The 22,044-nt window shown below is 65.8% G+C and carries 22 protein-coding genes and 1 tRNA gene; 13 read left to right on the forward strand and 10 right to left on the reverse strand.

The features are described 5' to 3' along the window. Positions 1 to 140 precede the first annotated feature (140 nt). From FFS68_RS14095 to FFS68_RS14105, 3 genes are all read right to left on the reverse strand, one after another. A complete protein-coding gene (locus FFS68_RS14095; RefSeq protein ID WP_249340164.1) occupies positions 141 to 566 on the reverse strand; it encodes an addiction module antidote protein in 426 nt (141 codons plus the stop codon). A 198-nt stretch (positions 567 to 764) separates the two neighbouring features. Beyond that, a complete protein-coding gene (bfr, locus tag FFS68_RS14100) occupies positions 765 to 1,247 on the reverse strand; it encodes a bacterioferritin (protein WP_137753834.1) in 483 nt (160 codons plus the stop codon). Between the two features lie 100 nt (positions 1,248 to 1,347). Beyond that, positions 1,348 to 1,521, reverse strand: a complete 174-nt coding sequence (locus FFS68_RS14105; RefSeq protein WP_037513974.1) for a (2Fe-2S)-binding protein — start codon at positions 1,519 to 1,521, stop codon at positions 1,348 to 1,350. A gap of 192 nt (positions 1,522 to 1,713) precedes the next feature. Between FFS68_RS14105 and purS the strand changes: the two genes are divergently transcribed. Continuing rightward, positions 1,714 to 1,944 carry a phosphoribosylformylglycinamidine synthase subunit PurS gene (gene purS / locus FFS68_RS14110; protein ID WP_137753835.1) on the forward strand — a complete coding sequence of 77 codons (231 nt, stop codon included), beginning with the start codon at positions 1,714 to 1,716 and terminating at the stop codon, positions 1,942 to 1,944. A 14-nt stretch (positions 1,945 to 1,958) separates the two neighbouring features. Beyond that, a complete protein-coding gene (purQ, locus tag FFS68_RS14115) occupies positions 1,959 to 2,624 on the forward strand; it encodes a phosphoribosylformylglycinamidine synthase subunit PurQ (protein WP_137753836.1) in 666 nt (221 codons plus the stop codon). On the opposite strand, the gene FFS68_RS14120 is transcribed toward purQ, so the two are convergent. Both FFS68_RS14120 and FFS68_RS14125 read right to left on the reverse strand, forming a co-directional pair. Next, on the reverse strand, positions 2,586 to 2,981 hold the full coding sequence (locus FFS68_RS14120; protein ID WP_137753837.1) for a hypothetical protein: 396 nt from the start codon (positions 2,979 to 2,981) through the stop codon (positions 2,586 to 2,588). The two genes, purQ and FFS68_RS14120, sit on opposite strands and share 39 nt — an antisense overlap. A gap of 3 nt (positions 2,982 to 2,984) precedes the next feature. Next, positions 2,985 to 3,773 (reverse strand): queuosine precursor transporter, encoded by a 789-nt coding sequence (locus FFS68_RS14125; protein ID WP_137753838.1) that lies wholly within the window; start codon positions 3,771 to 3,773, stop codon positions 2,985 to 2,987. 71 nt (positions 3,774 to 3,844) lie between these two features. On the opposite strand from FFS68_RS14125, the gene FFS68_RS14130 reads away from it, so the two are divergent. Further along, positions 3,845 to 3,921: transfer RNA gene (locus FFS68_RS14130), tRNA-Arg, on the forward strand. A 42-nt stretch (positions 3,922 to 3,963) separates the two neighbouring features. Here the strand turns inward: FFS68_RS14130 and FFS68_RS14135 are convergent. Both FFS68_RS14135 and FFS68_RS14140 read right to left on the reverse strand, forming a co-directional pair. Further along, entirely contained in the window at positions 3,964 to 4,146 is a 183-nt protein-coding gene (locus FFS68_RS14135; RefSeq protein WP_171003888.1) for a hypothetical protein, read from the reverse strand. Then, positions 4,143 to 5,363, reverse strand: coding sequence for a S41 family peptidase (locus tag FFS68_RS14140; RefSeq protein WP_137753840.1), 1,221 nt, complete (start codon positions 5,361 to 5,363; stop codon positions 4,143 to 4,145). Before FFS68_RS14140 ends, FFS68_RS14135 begins: the two co-directional genes overlap by 4 nt. A 227-nt stretch (positions 5,364 to 5,590) precedes the next feature. Here FFS68_RS14140 and FFS68_RS14145 point away from each other — a divergent pair, with 227 nt between their 5' ends. The 4 genes from FFS68_RS14145 to FFS68_RS14160 are packed head-to-tail and all read left to right on the forward strand — an operon-like array spanning position 5,591 to position 10,525. Beyond that, complete coding sequence (locus FFS68_RS14145) at positions 5,591 to 6,277, forward strand: response regulator transcription factor (protein WP_249340165.1); 687 nt, start codon at positions 5,591 to 5,593, stop codon at positions 6,275 to 6,277. Further along, positions 6,274 to 7,569, forward strand: coding sequence for a HAMP domain-containing sensor histidine kinase (locus FFS68_RS14150; RefSeq protein ID WP_137753842.1), 1,296 nt, complete (start codon positions 6,274 to 6,276; stop codon positions 7,567 to 7,569). Before FFS68_RS14145 ends, FFS68_RS14150 begins: the two co-directional genes overlap by 4 nt. Positions 7,570 to 7,602: 33 nt before the next feature. Beyond that, the gene (locus FFS68_RS14155; RefSeq protein ID WP_137753843.1) at positions 7,603 to 9,882 is read left to right on the forward strand and encodes an FdhF/YdeP family oxidoreductase; all 2,280 of its coding nucleotides are present in this window, start codon (positions 7,603 to 7,605) and stop codon (positions 9,880 to 9,882) included. Further along, positions 9,875 to 10,525, forward strand: a complete 651-nt coding sequence (locus FFS68_RS14160; protein ID WP_137753844.1) for a DUF1345 domain-containing protein — start codon at positions 9,875 to 9,877, stop codon at positions 10,523 to 10,525. Before FFS68_RS14155 ends, FFS68_RS14160 begins: the two co-directional genes overlap by 8 nt. Here the strand turns inward: FFS68_RS14160 and FFS68_RS14165 are convergent. Together FFS68_RS14165 and fdhD are read right to left on the reverse strand one after the other, a co-directional pair. Next, entirely contained in the window at positions 10,520 to 11,032 is a 513-nt protein-coding gene (locus FFS68_RS14165; RefSeq protein WP_137753845.1) for a molybdenum cofactor guanylyltransferase, read from the reverse strand. The genes FFS68_RS14160 and FFS68_RS14165 overlap by 6 nt on opposite strands. After that, a complete protein-coding gene (gene fdhD, locus FFS68_RS14170) occupies positions 11,029 to 11,832 on the reverse strand; it encodes a formate dehydrogenase accessory sulfurtransferase FdhD (protein ID WP_137753846.1) in 804 nt (267 codons plus the stop codon). Before fdhD ends, FFS68_RS14165 begins: the two co-directional genes overlap by 4 nt. 82 nt (positions 11,833 to 11,914) lie before the next feature. On the opposite strand from fdhD, the gene FFS68_RS14175 reads away from it, so the two are divergent. Then, on the forward strand, positions 11,915 to 12,577 hold the full coding sequence (locus FFS68_RS14175; RefSeq protein WP_137753847.1) for an MOSC domain-containing protein: 663 nt from the start codon (positions 11,915 to 11,917) through the stop codon (positions 12,575 to 12,577). Positions 12,578 to 12,788: 211 nt separating this feature from the next. Here the strand turns inward: FFS68_RS14175 and glpD are convergent, their stop codons facing one another. Continuing rightward, positions 12,789 to 14,288 carry a glycerol-3-phosphate dehydrogenase gene (glpD, locus tag FFS68_RS14180; RefSeq protein WP_137753848.1) on the reverse strand — a complete coding sequence of 500 codons (1,500 nt, stop codon included), beginning with the start codon at positions 14,286 to 14,288 and terminating at the stop codon, positions 12,789 to 12,791. 175 nt (positions 14,289 to 14,463) lie between these two features. On the opposite strand from glpD, the gene FFS68_RS14185 reads away from it, so the two are divergent. The 5 genes from FFS68_RS14185 to FFS68_RS14205 all read left to right on the forward strand — a co-directional run bounded on the left by FFS68_RS14185 (position 14,464) and on the right by FFS68_RS14205 (position 21,954). Beyond that, positions 14,464 to 15,963, forward strand: coding sequence for a M20/M25/M40 family metallo-hydrolase (locus FFS68_RS14185; RefSeq protein ID WP_171003889.1), 1,500 nt, complete (start codon positions 14,464 to 14,466; stop codon positions 15,961 to 15,963). A gap of 164 nt (positions 15,964 to 16,127) precedes the next feature. Next, positions 16,128 to 17,531 carry a glucose-6-phosphate dehydrogenase gene (gene zwf / locus FFS68_RS14190; protein WP_249340167.1) on the forward strand — a complete coding sequence of 468 codons (1,404 nt, stop codon included), beginning with the start codon at positions 16,128 to 16,130 and terminating at the stop codon, positions 17,529 to 17,531. 201 nt (positions 17,532 to 17,732) lie between these two features. After that, entirely contained in the window at positions 17,733 to 19,574 is a 1,842-nt protein-coding gene (gene edd, locus FFS68_RS14195; RefSeq protein WP_137753851.1) for a phosphogluconate dehydratase, read from the forward strand. Further along, the gene (gene eda / locus FFS68_RS14200) at positions 19,571 to 20,188 is read left to right on the forward strand and encodes a bifunctional 4-hydroxy-2-oxoglutarate aldolase/2-dehydro-3-deoxy-phosphogluconate aldolase (protein WP_137753852.1); all 618 of its coding nucleotides are present in this window, start codon (positions 19,571 to 19,573) and stop codon (positions 20,186 to 20,188) included. Before edd ends, eda begins: the two co-directional genes overlap by 4 nt. A 167-nt stretch (positions 20,189 to 20,355) precedes the next feature. After that, positions 20,356 to 21,954, forward strand: a complete 1,599-nt coding sequence (locus FFS68_RS14205) for an HAD-IB family hydrolase (RefSeq protein ID WP_137753853.1) — start codon at positions 20,356 to 20,358, stop codon at positions 21,952 to 21,954. The last annotated feature ends 90 nt before the right edge of the window (positions 21,955 to 22,044 follow it).

Here is a 22,044-nt window from a genome sequence, read left to right on the forward strand (position 1 = left end):
ACCGACGGTGGTGGAGGGGGCGGGCGGCTTAATGCGAGGATTGTGTGAAGACGCCGACCGCTTCCGTCAGCGCTTCGCGCTGCCACTTCCCCACAAGTGGGGAGGATTTGAAGGACGGCCCCGCGCCCCAAACGCGCCGCTTAAACCTGCCCCGGCGCCCTTGCCCGAATGAAATTCTCCAGCGCGACGAAGATCATTTCGCGCGCGTCGCTGCCCAGCATTTCGGCGGTCAGCCAGTCGAACTGCGCCCGGTTGCGGTGCGCCGCGGCGGTCACCATGGCGGCGAGCAGCGCCTCGTCGAAACCGGCGCGCGGGCAGCAGGGCGGGGCGACGGCAAAGGGATCGGGCCAGCTGTGGCCGATCGCCTCGACCACCAGCCGGTATCGCCGCGCCGCCAGGATATTGCCCCAGCGCCGTTCCAGCTCGGGCATCGGGTCATGGTCGTTGCGGCGGCAGATGATGCAATAGCGTAGCGCCAGCACCGCCTGGGCGGCGTCGACCGACAGGTCGCGGATCAGCGGCTGTTCGGTGAGCTGCCGGATCAAGGTGCTGCTTTGCATGGTCATAGCGTCTCCCGGGCCATGCAGTCCTCCGCTCCAGTCTGAAAAAGATGCCGGTCGCCGCGGATGCAGCGACCGGCAGGAGGGGACTGCCCCACCTTGCTATTGAGAATTAATCGCAAATACAAGCGAAAAAAGAGACGCCCGAAAGCGTCTCTGGAATCCTTTGATTCTCCGCTTTCGCGGGAATGACGACGGGAGGTTTTAGTCGTCCCCCGACGGCTTCGATTGCAGCTGGATATAATTCTCGATCCCCATCCGCTCGATCATCTCGAACTGCTTTTCCAGCTCGTCGACATGATGTTCTTCGCTGGCCAGGATCGCGCCGAACAGGTCGCGGCTGACATAATCGCGGACGCTCTCGCTGTGCGCGACGGCATCTTTGAGCAGCGGGATCGCCTCTTCCTCGAGCGCCAGATCGGCCTTCAGGATTTCCTCGACCGTCTCGCCGACGCGCAGCCGCCCGAGCATCTGGAAATTGGGCAGACCGCCCAGGAAGAGGATGCGGTCGGCAAGCTGGTCGGCGTGCTTCATCTCGTCGATCGACTCTTCGCGCTCGAATTTGGCAAGCCGCGCCACACCCCAATTGTCGAGCATGCGATAGTGCAGCCAATATTGGTTGATCGCGGTCAGCTCGTTCTTGAGCGCCTCGTTCAGAAAATCGATGACCTTTTCGTCGCCCTTCATGGTGTCAGTCCCGTCATTTTGTCTGGCAATGGAATGGGCGCATTATACGCCCCCCGACCCCATCAGGCCAAGGTCAAAAATGGCGGAAAACCAAGAAAAATCAGGCGGTCGCGGCGACGTCGCTGATGATATTGCGAGCGAAAGGCAGGCATTGTCCGCACTTGGGTTTGCGACCCAATTGCGCGTAAGCCGCCTTGGCGCAGCGCAACTGGCCATCGCGTGCGACATCGCGCAGCTGGCTTTCTCTTATTGCGTTGCAGACACAGACGACCATGTGCGAATCCTTCTCAACAAGCATGATGTAGGGATAGTGCGAGGGATTCGCAACAGGAAAGATGCGACTGGTTCGCAATCCGAACAACGGCATTTTTCACCGCTACGGGAGCCCCCGGCCCCTTGCCCCCAAAGTGATTCGCGGGCATAGGCGCGCCCATCCTCCCGCACCCGCCAAGCAAAGGTCCGTCCCATGAAAGTGAATGTCTATGTGACGCTCAAGCCGGGGGTGCTCGACCCGCAGGGCAAAGCGATCCATCATGCACTCGAAGGGCTGGGCTTTGCCGGGGTTGCCGACGTCCGCGCCGGGCGTTTCATCGAACTCGACGTCGCCGATGACGTCACCGACGCCGACCTCGACGCGATGTGCGCCAAGCTGCTCGCAAATACGGTCATCGAAAACTACCGCATCGAACGTCCGTAACAGGAGCCAGGCCCATGAAGACCGCCGTCATCGTCTTTCCCGGCTCGAACTGCGACCGCGACATGGCGGTCGCGCTCGAACAGGTCACCGGCCGTGCCCCCGCGATGGTGTGGCACCGCGACACCGATCTGCCCGCCGGCACCGACTTTATCGCGCTGCCCGGCGGCTTTTCCTATGGCGATTATCTGCGTTCGGGCGCGATGGCGGCGCGCTCGCCGATCCTGCGCAGCGTCGCCGATGCCGCGGCGCGCGGCGTGCCGGTGCTGGGCGTGTGCAACGGGTTCCAGGTGCTGACCGAGGCGCAGTTGCTGCCCGGGGCGCTTATGCGCAACGCGGGGCTGAACTTCGTTTGCCGCACCGTGCCGCTGACGGTCGAAAACAGCCAGTCGCTGTTCACCGCCAGCTATAACGCGGGCGAAGAAATCAACATCCCCGTCGCGCACCACGACGGCAATTATTTTGCCGACGCGGCAACGCTCGACCGGATCGAGGGCGAGGGGCGCGTCGCCTTCCGTTATGCCGACAGCGTCAACGGATCGGCGCGCGACATTGCGGGCGTGCTCAACGATGCCGGCAATGTGCTGGGCATGATGCCGCACCCCGAACGCGCGATCGACCGCGCGCATGGCGGCACTGACGGGTTACGCCTGTTCGAGGCGGCGCTCGGCGTCCTCGCCTGACATTTTGCTCGCCATAACCGCAGCGTCCTTCGCTTGCGGTTGCAGCCAGCGCCCGACGAGCAGCAGCACCGACGGCCAGAAGATCGTGTTCCAGATGTCGTGCCAATGCGCGGCGTCGGGCTGGATCGTCGAGCGACTATGTTCGGCGGTCATGTCGAGCCACTCGCCGCCGCACGCCATCGCGACCACGGCGAGCCATGCGACGATCCAGCCGCCGCGCCACCGCCACATCAGCCGGACGAGCAGGAACAGCGCGAGGCCGAAATAAATGTGCAGCGCGTCCTTGCCGAGGCCGCTCGCTTCGATAATCGACAGTTTCCGGTCCTCGAACAGCGAGGCGATTTCAATCAGCGTCATCGATTAAACCTTGGCAGCGAATGGCGTAAAGTCGGTGTCTTCGTCGAACACATCGACACCTTCGCGGCGCTTCAACGCGCCCACCACCACATAGGTTGCCGGGGTCAGCGCCGCCTCCCACGCGACTTTCATCGCCCAGTTGGTCGCCATCACCAGCAACACCTGTTCGGTTTCCCAAATGCCCAGAAAGGCGATGGGGTAAAAGATCAGGCTGTCGATCCCTTGCCCGACGATCGTCGATCCGATCGTGCGCATCCACAGGAACCGGCCGCCCGTCGCCACCTTCATGCGGGCAAGGACGTAGCTGTTCACGAATTCGCCCGCCCAGAACGCGGTGATCGACGCAAGAACGATACGCCACGCGCTGCCGAACACGCTGTCATAGGTCGCTTGACACACCGCGCCAGTGCCGCCGCTCTCGCCCGATTTCAGCGCCAGCGCCTCGGTGCCGCTGCACCACCAGTCCTGCGCCGGCGGCATCGCCAGCACGATCCAGCTCATCACTGCCATGAACAGCAGCGCCCCGAACCCGGCCCAGATCACCCGGCGCGCGCGGGCATAGCCATAGACTTCGGTCAGCACGTCGCCGATCACATAGCTGATCGGAAAAAACAGGATGCCAGCGCCAAAGGTCAACCCGCCGACCATCGCCAGTTTTGATGCGCCGATGATGTTCGACAGCAGCAAAACCGCGACAAACGCCGCCATGACCAGGTCGTAATAGCGAAAATGATGGACGGCGGCGGCGCTGACCGGCGCGGGCCGGGCGGTCGAGGGTGCGGATTCGGTCATGCGCTCGCTGCTTAACCTGCTTTGCGGCGCGCGCAAACCGCGCTATTCGCCCGGCCAACAGCCTTGTGCACGCGCCCGTAGCTCAGCTGGATAGAGCACCCGCCTTCTAAGCGGGTGGTCGCAGGTTCGAATCCTGCCGGGCGCGCCATTTTCTGTTGGTGCCGATGCGATGCGGGCTGCCGGCCCTTGGTCAACCGTCCGGCTTGGCCATGCTGGCCAGCGCCAACCGCATGATCTCGGCCTCCGTTGCCCCGTCCGCCGCCACGATGTCGGGCAGGACGGGCAGGACGCGCCGATCTCCGCTCGGCCGGAGGAAATCGCGGGTCGCGATAAAGGCGGTAAAGCCCGTGGCGGGCAGCCGCGTCGGCATCATATTGCCCGTCTGGTTGGAAAGCCGCCGGTCGGTCGCCCGACCAATATCGCGAGCCCCAGATCCTGCATCGTCGTGGCGAACAGGATACTTGCCGAATAGGTCAGCTCGTCGATCAGCACCGCAACCTGGCCGGTGAATCGCGCCGCCGCGGCGACCGGCTGGATCCGTTCGTCGTCGAGGGTGAATTCGCGCATCGACCCGGCGCGGCCGGGATATCGCCGCAGGCGGTTGTTATCGTCGTTCAGCCTTTCGCGCGCCCGCGACACCTGCGCCGCGGGGCGATTCAGGACATATTGGATAATGCGGGCACCGGCGTCGCTCTGGCCGCCGGTATTGCCGCGCACATCGATGATCAATCGCGATACCTGCCGCGCGCGGATCGCCGCGAACGCCTGATCGATCGCCCGGTCGAAGGTCGCGGGATCTTCGTCGACGTCGAAGGTCGGGACGCGCAGCAAGGCTGCGCCACCGCCCAACCAGACAACGTGCGGTGCTTCGGCCGCCTGGCTGCTCTCGACCGGCGTCCATCGCGCCCCCTTGATCCATTGCAGGGTTGTCGGTCCAGCCGCGCCGCCAAAATCGATCGCAAAGCGGTCGCGCCACCCCAGCACCGCGTCGAGCCAGCCCGGCAGCATCACCGACAACATATGCATCTGCAGCTTGGGGGTTTCGCCATGGCTGTACGCCAGCAGGCGGGGCAATATGGCGGACGTCGGCATGCCGTTGATCGCCAGAATTTCGGTGCCCCGCGCCAAAGCCGCGCCGGTGGCGGCGTGATGCCAGCTGCCACGCAGGCGCAGACGCCCGTCGGGCGCGATGTCAGCGCCGAACGGAAACTGGCTGGCGCGTTCGGCGTCGCCCGGCGCGGCGCCCGACAGCCAGGGCAACAGCAAGGTGTGGGCATCGCGAAAGGTCGGATTGACCCGCCCAAAGACAGGAAATGCTTCGGCACGGGTCAGCGCCCGATCAATCGACGCCGCGGCGGTACCGAACGCCGCCTCGACCGACGCTTCTAACCTCGCCTGACCAAAATAGCGCGGATGGCGTTCCAGTACGGCGCGGCGCCACAGGGCCAGATCGTCCTTCAACGCACCGGCGGGAACTGGCCCGGTCGGCGGGCTCGGCGCCATATGGGTCAAGCCCACCCCGGGCGCCCCCGCCGCCGCGACGACGATCGCGCCCGCCAGGATCTGGCGGCGCGACAGCCCCGCCGTCAACGACCCGCCGCCAGCTTGCCTCCGGTGTCGGCAACGACCACGCCGCCCTTCGGGCTGGCCAAGATACTTGTCCGATTCTGCATTGTCTGACTCCAACCCGTTTCGCGATGAAGCGCGGTCTGGCAGAACGGGCGTCAAGCGGGCGTCAAAGCCGTTTTGACGCTATCTTGATGTTGCATCGCCAAGGGTTTGCGGCGGAACAAGGTGCGCGTGGCAAAGGACATCGCTTGAACAATGCGTTCGACATCCTGCTGGTCGAGGACAACGCCGATCTGGCCGGGAATGTCATCGACTATCTCGAGGCGCAGGGGCACCGCCTCCATTATGCTGCCGATGGCGAGGAGGGGCTGTGCGAGGCCTTGACCCGCCCGATCGACGTCGTGCTGCTCGATCTGGCGTTGCCGCGCCGCGACGGGCTCAGCGTGTGCGCCGAGATCCGGCGCCGCAGCGACCAGCGCATCCCGATCCTGATGCTCACCGCGCGCGACACGCTGGACGACAAGCTGGCGGGTTTTGCCAGCGGCGCCGACGATTATCTGGTCAAACCCTTTTCGCTCGCCGAACTCGCCGCGCGGATCGAGGCGCTGGCGCAGCGGCCGCGGCTGGGGCAGCCGCATAGCATTGTCGTCGGGCCGCTGACGATCGATCGCCGGCTGCGGACTGCGACGCGTGCGGGGCAACCGCTGCGGCTGTCGCCGTTGCTGTGGGACATCCTGCTGCTGCTCGCCGAGGCGTCGCCGCAAGCGGTCGCGCGCGCCGAGATTGCGCGCCAATTGTGGGGTGACGAGCCGCCATCGTCCGATGCATTGCGCAGTCATATCCATCTGCTCCGCCAGATCGTCGACAAACCGTTCGGGGTTCCGATGATCGAAACGGTGCACAGCATCGGCTTTCGCCTGAGCCCGCCGCCATGACCGCGCGGCGTTACAGTCTGCGCCGCCGCGTCATCGCGGCGCTGGTCGCCGCAGTGCTGGCAACCAGCGCGGTGTTCGGCCTGACCACCTTCATCTTTGCCTATACGCTCGAGGATCGGCTGTTCAGCACCGCGGTGACTGCAGAGATTGCGCGGCAGCAGCAAAGCTGGCGGCGCGGCGAACAACTGCCCACGCCGAACCTTGCCTATATCAAAATCTATCCCGGCAATGCCGGTCTGCCCGCCGATCTGGCGAAGCAAGTCGCCGCCAACCCCGGGCAGATTGAATTTTACGGCGCGGAGGGGCGTCATTATCATGTGTCGCATTTCAAGCTGGAACGGCGCAGCGCCGTGGCGCCGGACCGAGCCCCCGCGATCGCGGTGGCCGAGGTCAGCCGCTATCTGCTCGTCCGCCCGGTCCGCGATGCGACGATCAAATTTCTTGTCGGGCTCGGCCTGTTCATTGCGCTGGTGATGGCGCTGCTCGGGTGGGTTTTGGCCAATCGCGCGATGCGGCCGCTCAGCCGTCTTGCGACCGATGTCGCCGGTGCAGACGACACCATGGTCCCGGTCGTGCGGGCCGAGGATTATCCGGCGAACGAGATCGGGGTGCTGGCGCGCGCGCTGGGGCAGGCGTTTCATCGCATCCGCGGCTTTGTCGATCGCGAACAGCGTTTCACCCGCGACGCCAGCCACGAACTGCGCACCCCGCTGGCGGTCATTCGCGGCGCCGCCGAAGTGATCGCGCTGCGCCGCGACTTGCCCACGCCGATACCCGACGCGCTGCGCCGGATCGAAACCGCGACGATCGACATGACCCACATCCTCGACCTGCTGCTCGCGCTGGCGCGCGAGGGCGATGCCTTGCCGGTGCAATTCGTCGCCTTGCATCCGGTGGTCGAAAAGGCGCTGGCGTCGGCCGCGGCGCGCTTTCCTGCCAGTGCGCACGACGTTTCGATCGATGTCGCGAGCGATGCCCATGTCCTGGCCGAACCGACGTCGTTGCAGCTTGTCCTCAACAACCTGATCGGCAACGCGTTCCAGCATGCCGCTGCCGCCCATCTGCATATCGCGTTCAGCGGCGACCGCCTGACGATCTGCGATGACGGTCCCGGTCTCGGGAAGGTCGCCGATCCGTTCACCCCCTTTGTCAAAGGCGCGGCAAGCGAAGGTAGCGGGCTTGGCCTTGATATTGTGCGGCGGCTGTGCGCCGCGGCGGGCATCGGCCTGACCAGCGGTGCGGGCGCCGACGGGCAGGGCACCTGCTTTATGCTAAAATTCGCCGATCGATAGAAAAGCGCGGCGCAATGGTCTAATCCGGTGGCCATGACCGACGCGAAACCCCGGTATCGAACCTATACCAGCCCCGCCGGCGGCTGGGGCGCCGCGGCGGCGACCGCCAAGGTGCTGATGGAACAGAGCGTCGTCACCAAAGGATCGCGCGCCCTGCTGGCGATGAACCAGCCGGGCGGGTTCAAATGCCCCAGCTGCGCCTTTCCCGACGCGGCCTGTACCAAGAAGCTGGAATTTTGCGAAAATGGCGCCAAGGCGCTCGCGCATGAAGCGACGAAGTTTCGCGTCACGCGCGAATTTTTCGCAGCTCACAGCGCGTCCGAACTGATGGAGCAGTCGGATTATTGGCTCGAGATGCAGGGGCGGTTGACCGAGCCGATGCGCTACGACGCCGCGACCGACCATTATGTGCCGGTCAGCTGGGACGACGCCTTCGCGCTGATCGGTCGTCACTTGCGCGCCCTCGACAGTCCGCACCAGGCCGAATTCTACACCTCGGGCCGCACCGCGAACGAGACCGCCTTTCTCTATGCGATTTTCGTGCGCGAGTTCGGGACGAACAATTTTCCCGACTGTTCGAACATGTGCCACGAACCGACCAGCCGCGGCTTGCCGCCGTCGATCGGCATCGGCAAAGGCACGGTGGTGCTCGATGATTTCGAACATGCCGAGGCGATTTTCCTGATCGGCCACAACGCCGGGACCAATGCGCCGCGGATGATGACTCCGCTGGTCGAAGCGCGCAAACGCGGGGTGCCGATCGTCGCGGTCAACCCGATGCCCGAACGCGCGCTGATCAAATTCACCGAACCGCAGGACATCGTCCAGATGGCGACCTTCGGATCGACCGAGGTCACCAGCGAATTTGTCCATATCCGGATCGGCGGCGATCTGGCGCTGATCAAGGGCATGATGAAGGTGATGTTCGAGCGCGAGGCGGCGGGCGAGGCGATCTTCGACCACGACTTCATCGCCGGACACACCGACGGTTTTGCGGCGCTTCAGGCCGACATCGCAGCGCAGGACTGGGCCGCGATCATCCAGGCTTCGGGGCTGGACGAGGCGCAGATCCGCCGCTGCGCCGAAATCTACATTCGCTCGAACGCGACGATCATCTGTTACGGCATGGGGGTGACCCAGCATCAGCAGGGATCGCAGCTGGTCCAGCAGATCGCCAATCTGCTGTTGCTCAAGGGCAATTTCGGCAAGCCGGGCGCCGGGATTTCGCCGATCCGCGGCCATTCGAATGTGCAGGGCGACCGCACCGTCGGGATCGATGAAAGACCGAGCCAGACCTATCTCGATAAGGTGCGCGAGGTGTTCGGCTTCGAACCGCCGCGCGACCATGGCCATCACACGGTCGAATCGATCGAGGCGATGCTGGACGGCCGCGCGAAGGTCTTCATCGGCCTCGGCGGCAATTTTGTCCGCGCGGTTCCCGATACCGACCGGTCCTATGATGCGATGCGCCAGCTCGACCTGACCGTCGGCATCGCGACCAAGCTCAACCGCGGCCACCTCGTCCACGGCAAGGACGCGCTGATCCTGCCCGTCATCGCGCGCTCCGAACGAATTGTCACCGCGGCGGGTGAGCAGTTCGTTACCATCGAGGATTCGATGTCGAACGTCACCGCCTCGCGCGGGGTGCTCGACCCGGCGAGCGAGCATCTGCTCCCTGAAACCGAGATCGTGTGCCGCATGGCGATAGCGACCTTGCCGGGCAGCAAGGTCGATTGGGCGCGCTATATCGACGACTACAGCCTGATCCGTGACAAGATCGCGGCGGTCTATCCCGCGATTTACGCAGGCTTCTCCGAGCGGATCAAGGCGCCGCTGGGCTTCCACCTCGACATCCCGCCGCGGCGCCGAATGTGGGCGACCCCGAACGGCAAGGCCAATTTCCTCATCCTGCCGGGCCTCGCGGTCAACGCGCCGGTTGCCGATCCGGCGATGCTGCGCCTCGCCACCGTGCGCTCGCACGACCAGTTCAACACGACGATCTACAGCTATAACGACCGCTATCGCGGCGTGTACAACGACCGGATGGTGTTGTTCATGAACGGCGACGATATGGCCGATCGCGGGCTGGCCGCAGGCGGCAAAATTGCGCTCGAAACCTTCAGCGACGATGGCGCCGTGCGGCGCGTAGAGGGGCTGACGATCATCGACTATCCGATGTCGCGCGGCTCGGTCGCGGGCTATTATCCCGAACTCAACCCGCTGCTGCCGCTCGCGTTTTACGACAAGACCAGCGGCTGTCCGGCCGCCAAGGCGATCCCGGTGCGTGTTTTGGCCGTCGCCGCCGTTGACTAGGCGCGCCGACATCGCCGTGGGTCACCGCATCGCGCCGGCGCGCTTCCTGATCTTTGCCGGCGCGCTCGTCGTCGCGGGCGGCGGCGCATCGGCGCTCGGCTACGATCCGCGCACCGCGCTGCTGATCGGCTTCGACATCGCGACGCTTGTCTTTCTGGGCGCTATCGCGCCCTTGCTCGGCGCCGATGCCGACCGGATGCGGCGCACGGCGGAAAGCAACGACGCCAACCGTGCCGGGCTGCTCGCGATTACGGTGCTGCTGTCGCTGGTGATCCTGTTCGCGGTGGGGACGCTGATCGCCGGTCCGGGTCAGCTCGATCGCGGCGCGATTTTGCTGATCATCGTAACGCTGGCGCTGGCGTGGCTGTTCGCGAACATGGTGTTCACGCTCCACTATGCACATCTTTATTATCGGCAAAAGGATGGGCGCGATCAGCGCGGGATCGAGGTTCCGGGGGTGAAAGAGCCCGGATACCCCGATTTCCTCTATTTCGCTTTCACGCTGGGGATGACGTTTCAGACGTCGGACGTCACCATTTCGGGCGCGCATATGCGCCGCGTCGTGCTCGGCCATTGCATGGCGGCGTTCATCTTCAACATGGGCATATTGGCGTTCACGGTGAACGCCATCGGCGGATCATGATCCATCCAGCCGCGCCAGATCGGCTATGCTGTTGATGTTCGGCGGGACAAAGTCGTTTGTCACCGCCCGCGCGCCGACGCGGCGCGCAAAGGCGCGGACGGCCAAGTCGCTCCCGTCGGTCAATATCGCCTTCAATTCGCCAAGCGCCGCGACGGGCCACAGGCCGATCACCGGCTGGGTGGCGAGGAAGGTTGGCGCGGGGTCGAGCAACGCGTGCAGGTCGTCCGGCAGGCGGACGCAATCGACCGGCGCACTCAGCACCTGATCAAAGCCCCGATCGGCGGCGTGGATCAGCGCCGCGGCGATGCCGCCCAGCGGCCCCATGTCGGGGCGCGGCCAGTCGGCGATGCCGTCCTCGCGGCCGACGATCACCACCGCGTCGCAATGCGGCCGCAGCGCCGCCAGCGTATGGTCGAGCAAGGTCTGGCCGTCCCATGTCGCGAGCGCCTTGTCCGATCCGAAGCGGCGCGATCGCCCGCCCGCCAGCACCGCGCCCAGCGTATTCATGCGATCATCCCCCGCGCATCGTTGATGACCAGCGCCGCGTCGGTGCGCGCCAGCGCCACCAGCGTCAGCCCCGCCTGCGCCGCGCGGGTCGCGGCCAGGCTGGTCGGCGCCGAGACGGTGACGAGCATCGGGCAGCCGGCGCGCACGGTCTTTTCGACCAGTTCGTAACTGCACCGCGCCGACAGCAGGATAAAGCCGGTCGCGGGATCGATGCCGGCGCGTGCCAGCGCTCCGATCAGCTTGTCGAGCGCATTGTGCCGCCCGACATCCTCGCGCGCGCACCGGATTTCGCCAGCGGGCGAGCAAAAGGCGGCGGCGTGGACCGCACCGGTGGATTGGCCGAGCGGCTGGTGATCGGTCAAAGCGGCCAGCGCCGCGGCGATCGCGGTGCGATCGGTCGCGATGCGCGCGGTCAGCGGCGGGAGGGGACGCAAGACCTGCTCGATATTCTCGATCCCGCACAGCCCGCAACTGCTCTCGTTCACCCGCTGGCGCGCGCGTTCGAGCGCGATCGCCTTGCAGTCAGCCGGTACCCAAAGGCGCAGCGCCCAGCCACCCTCGACCGGGTGGACATCGACCCGCTCGACCTGATCGGGGGTTTCGACCAGCCCTTCGCTCAGCGCGAAACCCAGCGCGTAATCCTCCAGATCGCTGGGGGTCGCCATCATCACCGCATAGCCGATGCCGCCGACCTCGACCGACACCGGCGCCTCGACGGCCATACTGCGGATCAGCGCCGTATCGCCGGGTTCGGCAAGCCCCAGTCGCCGGACCGGCAGGTCGATCATTGCGTCGTTCATGCCCGCACCGTAGCGCATCGATCCCCGCTTGTCCCCGCCCGGACGATTGCCATTTCCCTCGCGCGGCCTATCAATCGCCGCCATGCAAACCGAAATCCTCGCCGTCCTGCTGGGCCAGGTCCGCCCCTTCCGCGGCGACGACGAACCGAGCGCGATCGGCAAGCTGCCAGTGGCGGACGTGGTCGCCGTCGGCGCGCTGGGGCTGGCGGGCGACGAGCAGGCCGATCGCACCGTCCATGGCGGCATCGACAAGGCGATCCACCATTATCCCGCCGACCATTATGCATGGTGGCGAGGGCATCTGGGCGATGCCCCGCTGCTGGGTGCACCCGGCGCGTTCGGGGAGAATATTTCCACGATCGGACTCGACGAGACGAATGTCTGCCTCGGCGACCGCTTCCGCCTCGGCACCGCGCTGGTCGAGGTCAGCCAGGCGCGCCAGCCATGCTGGAAACTCGACCATCGCTTTCAGGCGAAGGGGGTGATGGCCACGGTGGTGAAGACCCGGCGGACCGGCTGGTATTATCGCGTCCTCGAACCCGGGCAGGTCGGCGCCGGCGACACGCTCGACCTCATCGATCGCCCGTGGCCCGACTGGCCGCTCGCGTCATTGTTCGGTTTGCTGATCGGCGGCGAAGCCAAGGATCGCCCCGCCGACCTTCGCGCGCTGCGCGACGTGCCGGTGCTCGCCGAAACATGGCAAGCGCGCCGCGCCAAACTCGCCGCGCAATATGGTGTGGATTAAGGCGATTCGGACTGCGGCTAGGTCCGCCGCCTTCCCCCTTGATGGGGGAAGGATGCGCAGCCTTATCGCGGAGCGATTAGGCGAAGTTGGATGGGGGTGAGGGCGCGTCCTGGCACCATCGTTTCAGGCCGAAAGCGCACCCCCACCGCTGCGACTAGCCAGCAAGCTGGCAAGTCTCGCTGCCTCCCCCATCAAGGGGGAGGTCAGATGTTCATCGCCGCTCGTCGAGCCAGTTCGCCAGCTTCGCCACATCTTCAGCGCCGAAATGCAGCCCCAGCTTGCTGCGCCGCCACAATATGTCGTCGGTTGTCCGCGCCCATTCGTGATCGACCAGCCAGGCCGCCTCCGCGCCGCTCAAGCCGTGAGCGATTTCGCCGCCGAGCGCGTCCCAGCTGTCGGCCTCGCCCAGCCAGCGGCGCGCGTCGGTGCCATAGGCCTTGACGATGCGATCGGCGGTCGCGGTGGACAGAAAGGGATGGGCGAGCTTGATCTCGGCCTTCAGCGCCGCCGCGCCGCTGGTCGGGAAATCGCCCCCCGGCAGCGCCGCCTTCGCGGTCCAGCGCTTCCCCGCCAACGCCGGTACATGATCCACCAATTCGTCGACCGCGGCTTCGGCGACATGGCGATAGCTGGTGATCTTGCCGCCATAGATGGTGAGCAGCGGCGCGCCTTCGGCCAGATCAAGGTCGATGCGATAGCCGCGCGTCGCCGCTTCGGGCCGCCCCGATCCGTCCTCGATCAGTGGCCGCACCCCCGAATAGGTCCACACGACATCGGCGGGGGTGATGGCTTCGCGGAAATACAGGCTGGCGCCTTCGCACAGATAGGCGATTTCGTCGGCGCTCGCGCGCGCCTCATGGGCCGGGCCGTCGTGATCGACGTCGGTCGTGCCGATCAGGGTGAAGTCACGCTCATAGGGAATGGCAAAGAATATCCGCCCGTCGGGGAGCTGGAAGAAATAGGCATAATCGTGCTGGAACAACCGCCGCACGACGATATGCGACCCGCGCACCAGCCGCATCTGATGATCGGGCACGGCGTCGGCGCGCCCCAGCAAATCCAGCACCGCAGGCCCGGCGGCATTGACGATCGCGCGGCCAGTGAACCGATAGCTGTGGCCATTGTCGCGGTTCGCCTCGACCACCCACAGCCCGTCCTCGCAGTGCAGCGTTTCGGCGCGGGTGCGGGTGCGGACCTTGGCGCCATGCTCGGCGGCATCGCGCGCATTGAGCGCGACCAATCGCGCATCGTCGACCCAGCCGTCCGAATATTCGAACCCGCGGGCATATTGGGGCTGCAACGGCTCGCCCGCGACATGGCGCTTGAGGTCGATCGAGCGCGTCGCGGGCAGCTTCTTGCGCCCGCCGATATGATCATACAGGAACAGTCCGAGTCGCAGCAGCCAGCGTGGGCGCAGCCCCGGCCGGTGCGGCAACACAAAGCGCAGCGGCCAGATGATGTGCGGCGCGATGCCCCACAAAGTCTCGCGCTCCTTCAGTGCCTCGCGCACCAGCCCGAATTCATAATGTTCCAGATAGCGCAGCCCGCCATGGATCAGCTTGGTCGACGCCGACGAGGTGCCTTGCGCCAGGTCGCCGGCCTCGAGCAGCAGGACGCGCGCGCCGCGTCCGGCGGCGTCGCGCGCCACCCCGGCGCCGTTGACGCCGCCGCCGATTACAATGATATCATAGGGGATTGGCGGCTCGGACATGGGACGGCTCCCTAAGCCAGTCGCCGACGCTTTGCCAATGGCAAAGCTATGCAGACGTCAGGGGGTCATCGCCGCGCTGGACAGCCGCGCACGCCGCCGCAAGGCACCGGCGAAGCAATTGACGGGGAGCGACAGGATGCAGCGGTCGTCGGTGACGTGGCGTGGGGCGGTTTGGATGATGGCGGTGCTTGCCGTCGGCGCGGCCAGCACGCCCGCAGCGGCGCAGTCGGGCACGCTCGACGCGGCGACGCTGGAGGAATATATCGCCTTCCTGTCGTTGCCCAACGATGCGGCGAACCCCGCCGACGCGCTCGCCAACGCGCGCTTTGTCCAGGCGATGATGCAGCGGCGCGGCATCGCGTCCGAACTGCTCTACGATATCGACCGAAAAGCGCCGCCCGCGGTGTTCGGCGAGGTGAAAACCCCCGGCGCGACGAAAACGATCGTCTTTTATGCCCATTATGATGGCCAGCCGGTGGTCCCTGAGCGCTGGGCGGCGGGGTTGTCGCCGTTCCGCCCGGTCGCCATCTCGCGCCCGATCGAACAGGGCGGCACCGTGCTTGGTCCCTGGACGCCCGCGGCGCGCTTCCCCGCCGGCTGGCGGATCGCGGCGCGCAGCGCGGCCGACGACAAGGCAGGGGTGATGGTCGCGCTCAACGCCTTTCGCGACCCCGCCGGAACCGCCGCGCGGCTCGGCGTGAATGTGAAATTCTTCTTCGAGGGCGAAGAGGAAAAGGGGTCGCCCCATCTTCGCGCGATCCTGCACGCGCATAGCGAAAAGCTGACCAGCGACCTGTGGGTCATGGTCGACGGACCGCGGCATACCGCGGGGTACCGCACAATGGTGCTGGGGGTGCGCGGGGTCGTCGATGTCGGCATCACCATTTACGGCGCGAACCGGCCGCTGCACGCGGGCAATTATGGCAATTGGGCGCCCAACCCGGCGCTGCGGCTCGCAGCGCTCCTCGGCAGTCTGAAGGACGCCGACGGCCGCATCCTGATCCCCGGCTTTTACGACGATGCGGTCCCCGCAACCGCCGCCGAACTGGCCGAAATCGCCAAGGCGCCGTCGATGGACGCGACGCGGCAGAGTCTGGGCATTGCGCGAACGCAGGGCGGCGGCAAGCTGCACGGCGAACTGGTGCTGCTGCCGGGGATCGAGATCACCGGGCTGCGCGCCGGGGCCACCGGGGCGAGCGCCGCCAACGTCATCCCGACCGAGGCCGAGGCGCGGCTCGACATGCGGCTGGTCAAGGGCGACCGCATCGACCGCCAGCTGGCAAGGCTCGTCCGTTTCGTCGAAGCCAAGGGCTATTATGTCCTCGACCGCACCCCGACGGCAGAGGAACGGCTGGCGCATCCGCTGATCGCTCGGGTCGTATCGGGCTTTGGCTATGAAGCGCAGCGCACCGCGCTCGCCGAACCGATGGTGACGCGCGTCAAACATGTGCTCGAAAGCGTCTCGCCCGACCGGCTGGTCGTCGTGCCTTCGACCGGGGGCAGTCTGCCGCTGTCGCTTTTTGCGAGCGAACTTGGCGCGCCGATGGTGACGATCCCCGTGGTCAACGCCGACAACAACCAGCATGGCGAGAATGAGAATGTCGACCCGGCCTTCCTCGCCACCGGCATAACCAACATCCGCGCGATCATGGAGGATGATTTTTCGGACCCCTGAGCGACGGGTTTTATGTCGGTCCGAACTGGCGCGGCTTACGTATGCGCGTTGCAATCATGCCCCCGCTCCGCCATTTCCCCTGTTGGATATCCAAGGGGATTGTGGTGAGCGTGAAAGTCGAGACACTGGTGCTGTTCGGCGCGACGGGCGACCTGGCGCAGCGTATGCTCTTTCCCTCGCTCTACAACCTCCATCTCGATGGGCTGCTCGCCGACGCGCTGACGATCATCGGGTCGGGGCGCTCGCAGATGGACCGCGCCGCGTTCCACGCCCAGGTCCGCGCGGCGCTGACCGAACATCTCCCCGCCGACCGCGTCGAGCCGGGCATCGTCGATGCCTTTTTGGCGCGCATCGACTATTGCGCGATCGATGCCGGGGCGGGCACCGGCTATGATGAATTGGCGGCGCTGCTCGGCGGCCGGATGCAGCGGCCGATCGGCGTGTATCTATCAACCCCGCCGTCGATGTTCGGCCCGATCGCGCAGGGGCTGAGCGCCGCGGGCATCGCGTGCGCCGAATGTCGAATCGCGATGGAAAAACCGATCGGTCACGACCTTGCCTCGTCGCGCGACGTCAATGCCCAGGTCGGCGACGCCTTTGCCGAGGACCGCGTGTTCCGCATCGACCATTATCTCGGCAAGGAAACGGTGCAGAATCTGCTCGCGCTGCGCTTTGCCAATATGTTGTTCGAACCGTTGTGGAACGCGCAGGCGATCGACCATGTCCAGATCACCGTCGCCGAAACCGTCGGGCTGGAGGGCCGCGTGTCCTATTATGACGGGGTCGGCGCATTGAAGGATATGGTCCAGAATCATATGCTGCAATTGCTCGCGATCATCGCGATGGAGCCGCCGTCGAGCGTCTCGTCGACCGCAGTGCGCGACGAAAAGGTCAAGCTGCTGCGCTCGCTCCGCCGCATGACCGCCGAAGATGTGAAGGCGCACAGCGTCAAAGGCCAGTATAGCAGCGGCGCGGTCAACGGCGGCGCGGTGACCGGCTACGCCGACGAGCTCGGCCAGCCGTCGAACACCGAAACCTTCGTCGCGATCAAGGCGTTCATCGACAATTGGCGGTGGAAGGGCGTGCCCTTTTACCTGCGCACCGGCAAGCGGATGCCCGAACGCAAGTCCGAAGTGCTGATCCAGTTCAAACCGGTGCCGCACAACATTTTTGCGCGCGTCGGGGCGGGCAAGCTCGACGCCAATATGATGATCATCAACCTCCAGCCCGAGGAAAATATCCGGGTCCGGGTGATGGCGAAACAGCCGGGGCTCGACCGCGACGGGGTGAAACTCAAAGAAGTGACGATGGACGTCTCGCTCTCGCACAGCTTTGCCGGCGAGCGGCGGCGCATTGCTTATGAGCGGCTGCTGCTCGACTTCATCGAGGGCGACCAGACGCTGTTCGTCCGCCGCGACGAGGTCGAGGCGCAGTGGCAGTGGATCGATTCGATCCGCGACGCCTGGGCCGCCGTCGATATGACGCCGCAGACCTACACCGCGGGCAGCTGGGGCCCATCGAGCGCGATCGCGCTGATCGAACGCGACGGGGCGAGCTGGCATGATTGAGCAGACAAACCCCCTCTCCCCTTGCGGGAGAGGGATGCGCAGACTTGGCAGCTTGCTGCCTAGTCGAAGCTGGGTGAGGGGTTGTGGTCCGCAGGACCGCGCGAGCCTCTGGCTCGCAACCCCTCATCCAACTGCGCCTAGCGCCTCCGGCGCAAGGCTCCGTATCCTTCTCCCGCAAGGGGAGAAGGGAAAAGGTACAGCATGACCCCCCTCCACCCCACCATCGCCGCGGTCACCGACCGCATCATCGCCCGCAGCGCGCCGCGCCGCGCCGCGTACCTCGACCTCATGGACCGCCAGCGCGACGCCGGCACCAACCGCGGCAGTCTGTCGTGCGGCAACCTGGCGCACGGCTTTGCCGCGGCGGGCGACGACAAGGCGGTGATCCGCACCGGCGGCGCGATGAACATCGGCATCGTCACCAGCTATAACGACATGCTCTCGGCGCATCAGCCCTATGGCCGCTACCCCGAACAGATCAAATTGTTCGCGCGCGAAGTCGCCGCGACCGCGCAGGTCGCGGGCGGCGTCCCGGCGATGTGCGACGGGGTGACGCAGGGGCAGGCGGGCATGGACCTGTCGCTGTTCAGCCGCGACAATATCGCGCAGGGCACCGTGATCGCGCTCAGCCATGCGATGTTCGAGGGCGCGCTGCTGCTCGGCATCTGCGACAAGATCGTCCCCGGCCTGCTCATCGGCGCCCTCCGCTTCGGCCATCTGCCACAGATATTGATCCCCGCCGGGCCGATGCCCTCGGGCCTCGCGAACAAGGAAAAGCAGCGCATCCGCCAGCTTTATGCCGAGGGCAAGGCGACCCGCGACGAACTGCTCGACGCCGAAGCGGCAAGCTATCATGGCGCGGGCACCTGCACCTTCTATGGCACCGCGAACAGCAACCAGATGATGATGGAACTGATGGGGCTGCACATCCCCGGCAGTGCCTTCACCAACCCTGGCACCAAGCTCCGTCAGGAACTGACCCGCGCCGCGACGCACCGGGTAGCCGAAATCGGATGGGGCGGTGACGATTATCGCCCGCTGGCGCGCTGCGTCGATGAAAAGGCGATCGTCAACGCCGCGATCGGCCTGCTCGCGACGGGCGGATCGACCAACCATGCGATCCACCTGCCCGCGATCGCGCGGGCGGCGGGGATCATCATCGACTGGCAGGATTTTGACGAGCTCAGCCACGCGGTGCCGCTGCTGGCACGCGTTTATCCGAATGGCGCGGGCGACGTGAACAACTTCCACGCCGCGGGCGGCATCGGCTATGTCGTGCGCGAATTGCTCGATGCCGGGTTGCTGCACGGCGATGTGCTGACCGTCGGCGGCACGATGGCCGACTATGCCGCCGAGCCGGTGCTGGTCGCCGACGCGCTGCAATGGCAGGCCGCCCCCGCGACCAGCCGCGACGACACGATGCTGCGCCCCGTCGCCGCGCCCTTTTCACTCGACGGCGGGATGCGCCTGCTCGCGGGCAATCTCGGCCGCGCGATCATCAAGACCAGTGCGGTGGCCGAGGATCGCTGGACGATCGAGGCGCCGTGCCGGATTTTCGACAATCAGGATGCGGTGCTGGCGGCGTTCAAGGCGGGCGAACTCGAACAGGACGTCATCGTCGTCGTGCGCTTTCAGGGGCCGCGCGCCAACGGCATGCCCGAGCTGCACAAACTGACCCCCGCGCTCGGTGTGTTGCAAGACCGCGGTTTCCGCGTCGCCCTGCTCACCGACGGCCGCATGTCCGGCGCCAGCGGCAAGGTGCCCGCGGTCATCCATCTGTCGCCGGAGGCCTTGCCGGGCCCCGACGGCGTCAGCGGCCCGCTCGCCTTCCTCGCCGACGGCGACATCGTCCGCGTCTGCGCCCGCCAAGGCGAGGTGCTCGCACTCGTCGATCCTGCGATCTGGGCTGCGCGCTCGCCCGCCGTCGCCCCGCCGCCTGCGCTGGGCGTCGGCCGCGAATTGTTCGCCCTGTTCCGCCACCACGCCGACGAAGCCGAAAAGGGCGGGTCGGCGGTCCTTGCTGCTATGGAGTCCGTCATTTGAGCCAATCCATCGACCAGATCATGCGCCTCGCGCCCGTCATCCCGGTGATCGTCATCGACCGGGTCGAGGACGCGGTGCCGATGGCCGAGGCGCTCGTCGCGGGCGGGCTGACGGTGCTCGAAGTCACCCTGCGCACCCCGGCCGGGCTCGACGCGATCGCGGCGATGAAACGCGTCAAGGGCGCGGTCGTCGGCGCAGGCACCGTGCTCGATCCCGCGATGCTGGCCGCGGCGATCCATGCCGGCGCCGAGTTCATCGTCTCGCCGGGGCTCACCGACAATCTGGGCAAAGCCGCCGTCGCCAGCGGCATTCCGTTCCTGCCCGGCACCGCCAACGCCGGCGACATCATGCGCGGCATGGACCTTGGCCTCGACCGCTTCAAATTCTTCCCTGCGGCGACCAGCGGCGGCATCCCGGCGCTCAAGGCGCTCGCTGGACCCTTCGGCCAAGCGCGCTTCTGCCCGACCGGCGGGATCAGCCTCGCGACCGCGCCCGACTGGCTCGCGCTCGAAGCGGTGCTGTGCGTCGGCGGCAGCTGGGTCGTCCCGTCGGGGCCGCTCGACCCGGCCCGGATCGAGGCACTGGCAAGCGAAGCGGCAGCGCTCAAAGCCTGATCGTCATCCCAGCGAAAGCTGGGATCGCTGCCGGTCTTTTCCTTCGTCGCTGCGCAAACCGCCAGCGGTCCCAGCTTTCGCTGGGACGAATAATGGCCGCATTGATTAACCCCATCTTACCTGCCATCGTGCAGGGATAAGGCGGCAAACAAGCCGCCCGTGGGGAGATGCGCGTGCCAAGACCGCAACCGCATTTGGAAGAAGTACTCGCGTCCGAACCCGGATCGCATATCGCCGCCCTGTTCGATTTCGACGGCACGATCATCTCGGGCTATTCGGCGACCGCGATGCTGCGCGAGAAATTTCAGCGCCGTGAAATGTCGATGGAAGAGATTGCCGAGACCGCGCAGGTCATTGCGCAGCACAGCCTCGGCACCATCGGCTTTTCCGGGCTGATGTCGGGCGCCGCGAAATTCATGAAAGGCGTCGAGGAAGAGAGTTTCACCCAATTCGGCGAAGAGCTCTACAAAAAGCATATCGCGCGGAAGATATATCCCGAAACCCGCGCGATCATCGAAGCGCATCAGGCGAAGGGCCACCGCGTCGCGATCATCTCGTCGGCGACGATCTACCAGATCGAACCGACCGCGCGCGACCTCGGCATCACCGACATCAAATGCTCGGCCTATGAAATCGAGGACGGCGTCTTCACCGGCGACATCATCCGCCCGCTGTGCTTCGGCGAGGGCAAGGTGCTGGCGGCCGAGGAACTTGCCGCCGAATATGGCCTCGATCTCGATCAGAGCTTTTTCTATTCGGACAGCGACGACGACATCGAACTGCTCGAACGCGTCGGCAAACCGCGCCCGCTCAATCCCAATTTGAAACTGAAAGCGATTGCCGAGGAAAATGGCTGGCCGGTCCAGCGGTTCGGCAGCCGCGGCACGCCGTCGTGGGTCGATTACACCCGCACCATCTACGCCACCGGTTCGCTCGTCGGCGCCTTCGCTGCGGGGCTGCCGATCTGGGCGCTCACCCGCTCGCAGCGCGAGGCCGCAAATTTCTCGATCGGACTGTTCGGCGATTTCGCCACCGCGATCACCGGGGTCGAGCTCGAGGTCGAGGACGAAAAGAATCTGTGGTCCTCGCGCCCCTGCGTTTTCATCTTCAACCACCAGAGCAAGGCCGATGTGATGATCCTGGCCAAGCTCATCCGCCGCGATATGGGCGGGGTGGGCAAGAAAGAGATCAAGAATATCCCCATCCTGGGGAAGCTGATGGAATGGGGCGGCACCGTCTTCGTCGACCGCGCCGACGGCAAGAGCGCGATCAAGGCAATGGAGCCGCTGGTCGACGCGATCAAGATCGAGGGCAAATCAATCTGCATCTCGCCCGAAGGCACGCGCAGCCTGACCCCGAAGCTCGAGCCCTTCAAAAAGGGCGCGTTCCACCTGGCGATGCAGGCGGGGGTGCCGATCGTCCCGATCGTCATCCATAATGCGACCGACGTCGCGCCGAAGAACGAGTTTGTGATGCGCCCCGCGACGGTGCGCGTCACCGTGCTGCCGCCGGTCGACACGTCGAAATGGAGCGCGCGGACGATGGGCAATCATGTCCGCGACGTCCGCAACATGTTCCTGCGCACGCTGGGCCAGCCCGAGGAAAGCGTTGCGGAATCGGTGGCGAAGGAACCCGCGGCCGAGGCTGCCGCGCCCGAAGCCAAAGCCGAAAAGGCGAAACCGAAAAAGGCCGCGGCGAAGAAAACCGCCGTGAAGGGAAAGGCACCCGCCAAGAAAGCCTCCCCGCGAAAGGGAAGGGCGGCCTAGCGCATGTTTCACCTCGTCATTGCGAGCGGAGCGAAGCAATCCAGTGTGGGGCAAACCGCCCTGGATTGCTTCGCTTCGCTCGCAATGACG

The sequence above is a fragment of the Sphingopyxis sp. L1A2A genome (assembly GCF_005502465.1).
GTDB lineage: Bacteria > Pseudomonadota > Alphaproteobacteria > Sphingomonadales > Sphingomonadaceae > Sphingopyxis.